The sequence below is a fragment of the Rhodopseudomonas sp. genome, assembly GCF_048594845.1.
Taxonomy (GTDB): Bacteria; Pseudomonadota; Alphaproteobacteria; order Rhizobiales; family Xanthobacteraceae; genus Rhodopseudomonas.
Genome location: NZ_JBMDXE010000025.1, coordinates 1 through 4,559, shown reverse-complemented (window position 1 = coordinate 4,559; position 4,559 = coordinate 1). Strand labels below are relative to the sequence as shown.

7 protein-coding genes are annotated in these 4,559 nt (G+C 64.4%); all 7 read left to right on the top strand.

Annotated elements, in window-relative coordinates:
• Positions 1-1,195 (top strand): M3 family oligoendopeptidase (locus tag ACOJTD_RS01500; protein WP_420131173.1); only part of this gene is annotated, 1,195 nt, incomplete at its 5' end.
• Positions 1,196-1,276: 81 nt separating this feature from the next.
• Positions 1,277-1,546 carry an AbrB/MazE/SpoVT family DNA-binding domain-containing protein gene (locus tag ACOJTD_RS01495; protein ID WP_420131172.1) on the top strand — a complete coding sequence of 90 codons (270 nt, stop codon included), beginning with the start codon at positions 1,277-1,279 and terminating at the stop codon, positions 1,544-1,546.
• On the top strand, positions 1,543-1,929 hold the full coding sequence (locus ACOJTD_RS01490) for a type II toxin-antitoxin system death-on-curing family toxin (RefSeq protein WP_420131171.1): 387 nt from the start codon (positions 1,543-1,545) through the stop codon (positions 1,927-1,929). The genes ACOJTD_RS01495 and ACOJTD_RS01490 overlap by 4 nt, the downstream gene beginning before the upstream one ends.
• A gap of 430 nt (positions 1,930-2,359) precedes the next feature.
• Positions 2,360-2,512 (top strand): aa3-type cytochrome c oxidase subunit IV, encoded by a 153-nt coding sequence (locus ACOJTD_RS01485; protein ID WP_054164495.1) that lies wholly within the window; start codon positions 2,360-2,362, stop codon positions 2,510-2,512.
• Positions 2,513-2,705: 193 nt separating this feature from the next.
• Positions 2,706-3,833, top strand: coding sequence for a Re/Si-specific NAD(P)(+) transhydrogenase subunit alpha (locus ACOJTD_RS01480; protein WP_420131170.1), 1,128 nt, complete (start codon positions 2,706-2,708; stop codon positions 3,831-3,833).
• A 23-nt stretch (positions 3,834-3,856) separates the two neighbouring features.
• Positions 3,857-4,180, top strand: a complete 324-nt coding sequence (locus ACOJTD_RS01475) for a proton-translocating transhydrogenase family protein (protein WP_054164493.1) — start codon at positions 3,857-3,859, stop codon at positions 4,178-4,180.
• 13 nt (positions 4,181-4,193) lie between these two features.
• The coding region (locus tag ACOJTD_RS01470) for an NAD(P)(+) transhydrogenase (Re/Si-specific) subunit beta (protein ID WP_420131169.1) at positions 4,194-4,559 on the top strand (366 nt) is incomplete at its 3' end.

Sequence of the window (4,559 nt, the reverse complement as noted above, 5' to 3'; positions counted from 1 at the left end):
GCTGAACAAGCTGCAATCGGCTGATCCCGGGGAACGGCACCGCGCTGCGGACGCGCTGGCGGCCACCTTCGGCAAGAACCTGCGCCTGTTCACGCTGATCACCAACACGCTGGCCAAGGACAAGGAAATCTCCGACCGTTGGCGCGGCTTCGAGGATGTCGCCGACTCGCGGCATCTCAACAATCGCGTCGAGCGCGAAGTCGTCGACGCGCTGGTCGCCTCGGTGCGCGGCGCGTACCCCAAGCTGTCGCACCGCTACTACAAGCTGAAGGCCGGCTGGTTCGGCAAGAAGAAGCTGCCGCATTGGGACCGCAACGCGCCGCTGCCGTTCGCCGCCACCGGCACGATCGCCTGGCCCGAGGCGCGCAACATGGTGCTGACCGCGTACAACGCGTTCTCGCCGGAGATGGCGCGGATCGCGGAGCGGTTCTTCACCGACCGCTGGATCGACGCGCCGGTGCGTCCCGGCAAGGCGCCGGGCGCGTTCTCGCATCCGACCACGCCCTCGGCGCATCCCTATGTGCTGATGAACTATCAGGGCAAGCCGCGCGACGTGATGACGCTCGCCCACGAGCTCGGCCACGGCGTGCATCAGGTGCTCGCCGCCGGCAACGGCGCGCTGATGGCGCCGACGCCGCTGACGTTGGCCGAGACCGCCAGCGTGTTCGGCGAGATGCTGACGTTCCGGCGGCTGCTGGCGCAGACCAAGAACGCCAAGCAGCGCCAGGCGCTGCTCGCCGGCAAGGTCGAGGACATGATCAACACGGTGGTGCGGCAGATCGCGTTCTACTCGTTCGAGCGCGCGATCCACACCGAGCGCCGCAGCGGTGAACTCACCGCGCAGCGGATCGGCGAGATCTGGCTCAGCGTGCAGAGCGAGAGCCTCGGCCCGGCGATCGAGATCAAGCCTGGCTATGAGAGCTTCTGGATGTACATCCCGCACTTCATCCATTCGCCGTTCTACGTCTACGCTTACGCGTTCGGCGACTGTCTGGTGAACTCGCTCTACGCCGTCTACGAGCACGCCCAGGAAGGCTTCGCCGAGCGTTACCTCGCGATGCTGTCGGCGGGCGGCACCAAGCATTATTCGGAGCTGCTCGCCCCGTTCGGCCTCGACGCCAAGAACCCGAGCTTCTGGGACGGCGGCCTGTCGGTGATCGCCGGCATGATCGACGAATTGGAGGCGATGGGGTAGGACGGGAACCTGTTACCGTAAAACAACTGTTGAACGGACCGCGGGCCTCCGTTATACATTCCGTATAACGGAGGCTTCGAAATGGACGACCGTACTAAAGCCGATATCGAAAGCGGTCGTGTTCTCGCGACCGTCGAGGTCAAAAAGATTGGGAATTCGTCGGGGCTCATTTTCCCTAAGGAGCTGATGGCCCGGCTGAACCTGAATGTCGGCGATCAGCTGTATGCGACTTTGACGCCGGACGGTGGCGTGCGATTTACGCCCTCGAACCCTGATTTCGAGAAAGCGATGGAAGTCGCCCGCCGCGGCATGAAGCGCTACCACAACGCGCTTGCCGAGCTGGCCAAATGAGTGAGCCGTTCTGGCTCACTCAGCAGATGATCGTCGCCATTCACGACGAGCAGTTGGCCATTCACGGCGGCGCCGCCGGTCTTCGCGATGAGGGGATGTTGCAGTCGGCGCTGGATCGTCCACGCAACAAATGGACCTACGAACAAGCCGATCTGGCGGAGCTTGCGGCCGCTTATGCCTTTGGGCTGGCCCGCAATCATCCGTTTGTGGACGGCAACAAGCGAACTTCGCTTCTGGCTCTCTACACTTTCCTCGGTGTCAACGACGTCGACTTCATCGTTCCGGAAGCTGACGCTGCGGCGATGATCCTCTCTCTCGCCGCCGGCGAAGTCAGCGAGCAATCGCTGACGCGGTGGATCAGGGACAATTGGCCGGCTGCTTAGATCGGTCGTCGCGTTTCCGTCATGGCCGGGCTTGCCCGGCCATCCACGCCTCTGGTGCATCTCCGCCATGAAGCCGTGGATGCCCGGCACAAGGCCGGTATGACGGGGGAGACGCGGCGGGTCGGTGTTGGGCCGGGTTCGACGGAAACCTGAAATTTCGGCTCTTGCGCGAGCACGCGGCTCTCTTCGTTGTCCCACGTCGTGACTTTCGCTCCCCGCCCTGCGGAATAATCACTCAGCTGTTGCAAGCGCTTCGTAAGAGCTTGTTCTAATCGCGCGTTCCGATCACACTGCGTTAAGGGAGGAGCGCCTGCTAGACTTTGGGATGAACCCAAAGTGGCTAGGCCATTAATTGCTGCAGCGCCGTTGCTCCCGCAATAAGATTGCGCTAATTGCATCCCCGCTTCTCGAACATTGTCCGGAGAGACGAATGGCAGAGCATCGCGAAGTCGCCTACACGACCGCCGCCGGTAACGACTACGCCGCGCATGAGCAAACCTATGAAGGGTTTATCAAGCTGGTGAAGTACGGCACCGCCGCCGTCATCGTGATCGTGGCGATGATGGCGATTTTCCTGACTTGATTTCACCCGGAGTGCGCCGTTACACGCGGCGCTCTCCTGGAGCTGGTCTCGGCAACGTGGTGTCCGGGGGGCCGTCACGGCCAGCTCCTTCACTGAACTGAGCGCGCATCCCGGTCCAAAACCGGTCCCACTTGTGCGGGGTGCGTGCCGATCTCGCTCGCTCACGCGCGTGCTTCGCGCCGCCGGAGGCCTCATGAAGATTGCTGTTGCCAAAGAAAAAGACCCTGCCGAGCCGCGCGTCGCAGCGACGCCGGACACGGTGAAGAAACTCAAAGCGCTCGGCGCCGAGGTCGCGGTCGAACCCGGTGCGGGCGTCAAGTCGGGCCTGCCCGATGCCGACTACGCGGCGGTCGGTGCCACCGTCTCGGCAGACGCGCTGAGCGGTGCCGATGTCGTGCTGAAGGTGAAGCGGCCCGAAGCTGCCGAGCTCGGCGCCTACAAGCGCGGCGCGCTGGTGCTGGCGATCATGGACCCGTACGGCAACGACGCCGCGCTGAAGGCGATGGCCGATGCCGGCATCGCCGCGTTCGCGATGGAGCTGATGCCGCGCATCACTCGCGCCCAGGTGATGGACGTGCTGTCGAGCCAGGCCAACCTGGCCGGCTATCGCGCCGTGATCGACGGCGCCGAAGCGTTCGGTCGCGCCATGCCGATGATGATGACCGCGGCCGGTACGGTGCCCGCCGCGAAGGTGTTCATCATGGGCGTCGGTGTCGCCGGCCTGCAGGCGATCGCGACCGCGCGCCGTCTCGGCGCCATCGTCACCGCGACCGACGTGCGTCCGGCCACCAAGGAGCAGGTCGAATCGCTCGGCGCGAAATTCCTCGCCGTCGAGGACGAGGAGTTCAAGAACGCCCAGACCGCCGGCGGCTACGCCAAGGAAATGTCCAAAGAGTATCAGGCCAAGCAGGCCGCTCTGACGGCCGAGCACATCAAGAAGCAGGACATCGTCATCACCACGGCGCTGATCCCGGGCCGGCCCGCGCCGCGCCTCGTCACCGCCGAGATGGTGAAGTCGATGAAGCCCGGCTCGGTGCTGGTCGACCTCGCGGTCGAACGCGGCGGCAACGTCGAAGGCGCGCAGCCGGGTCAGGTCGTCGAGATCGATGGCGTCAAGATCGTCGGCTACACCAACGTCGCCGGTCGTGTCGCGGCCTCGGCCTCGAGCCTCTACGCCCGCAACCTGCTCAGCTTCTTCGAGACCATGGTCAACAAGGAGAAGGCGCTCGCGGTGAATTGGGACGACGAGCTGGTCAAGGCGACCGCGCTGACGCGCGACGGCGCCGTGGTCCACCCGAACTTCCAGCCGAAGTCGGCTTAACGCGACCGCTAAGGAGAGTTGTGATGGAGCATATGGTTCAGGCGGTCGATCCGTTCGTGTTTCGGCTGTCGATTTTCGTTCTCGCCGTGTTTGTCGGTTACTTCGTCGTGTGGTCGGTGACTCCGGCGTTGCACACGCCGCTGATGTCGGTGACCAACGCGATCTCGTCGGTGATCGTGGTCGGCGCGCTGCTCGCCGTCGGCGTCTCGCTGGCCGGCAGCGACAACGGTCCGCTATGGGCGCGCGGCTTCGGCTTCGTCGCGCTGATCTTCGCATGTATCAACATCTTCGGCGGCTTCCTTGTCACCCAGCGCATGCTGGCGATGTACAAGAAGAAGCAGAAGTGAGTAGGGGCCGTCGATGAGTGCCAATCTTTCCGCATTTCTGTATCTGATCGCAGGCGTCCTGTTCATTCTGGCGCTGCGCGGTCTGTCGTCGCCGGCCACCAGCCGTCAGGGCAACCTGATGGGCATGAGCGGCATGGCGATCGCCATCGTCACGACGCTCGCCGGCCATCCGCCGGCGGACCTGCTCGGCTGGGTGCTGGTGATCGCCGGCATCGCGATCGGCGGCGGCATCGGCGCTGTGATCGCCAAGAAGGTGCCGATGACCTCGATGCCCGAGCTGGTCGCCGCCTTCCACTCCCTGGTCGGTATGGCCGCGGTGTTGGTCGCTGCCGGTGCGTTCTATGCCCCGGGCGCGTTCGACATCGGCGAACGCGGCAAC

Excerpts from the sequence above, each read along its gene's own strand:
- ACOJTD_RS01495 (WP_420131172.1), top strand. The coding sequence starts at position 1,277 with ATGGACGACCGTACTAAAGCCGATATCGAAAGCGGTCGTGTTCTCGCG.
- ACOJTD_RS01490 (WP_420131171.1), top strand. The coding sequence starts at position 1,543 with ATGAGTGAGCCGTTCTGGCTCACTCAGCAGATGATCGTCGCCATTCAC.
- ACOJTD_RS01485 (WP_054164495.1), top strand. The coding sequence starts at position 2,360 with ATGGCAGAGCATCGCGAAGTCGCCTACACGACCGCCGCCGGTAACGAC.
- ACOJTD_RS01480 (WP_420131170.1), top strand. The coding sequence starts at position 2,706 with ATGAAGATTGCTGTTGCCAAAGAAAAAGACCCTGCCGAGCCGCGCGTC.
- ACOJTD_RS01475 (WP_054164493.1), top strand. The coding sequence starts at position 3,857 with ATGGAGCATATGGTTCAGGCGGTCGATCCGTTCGTGTTTCGGCTGTCG.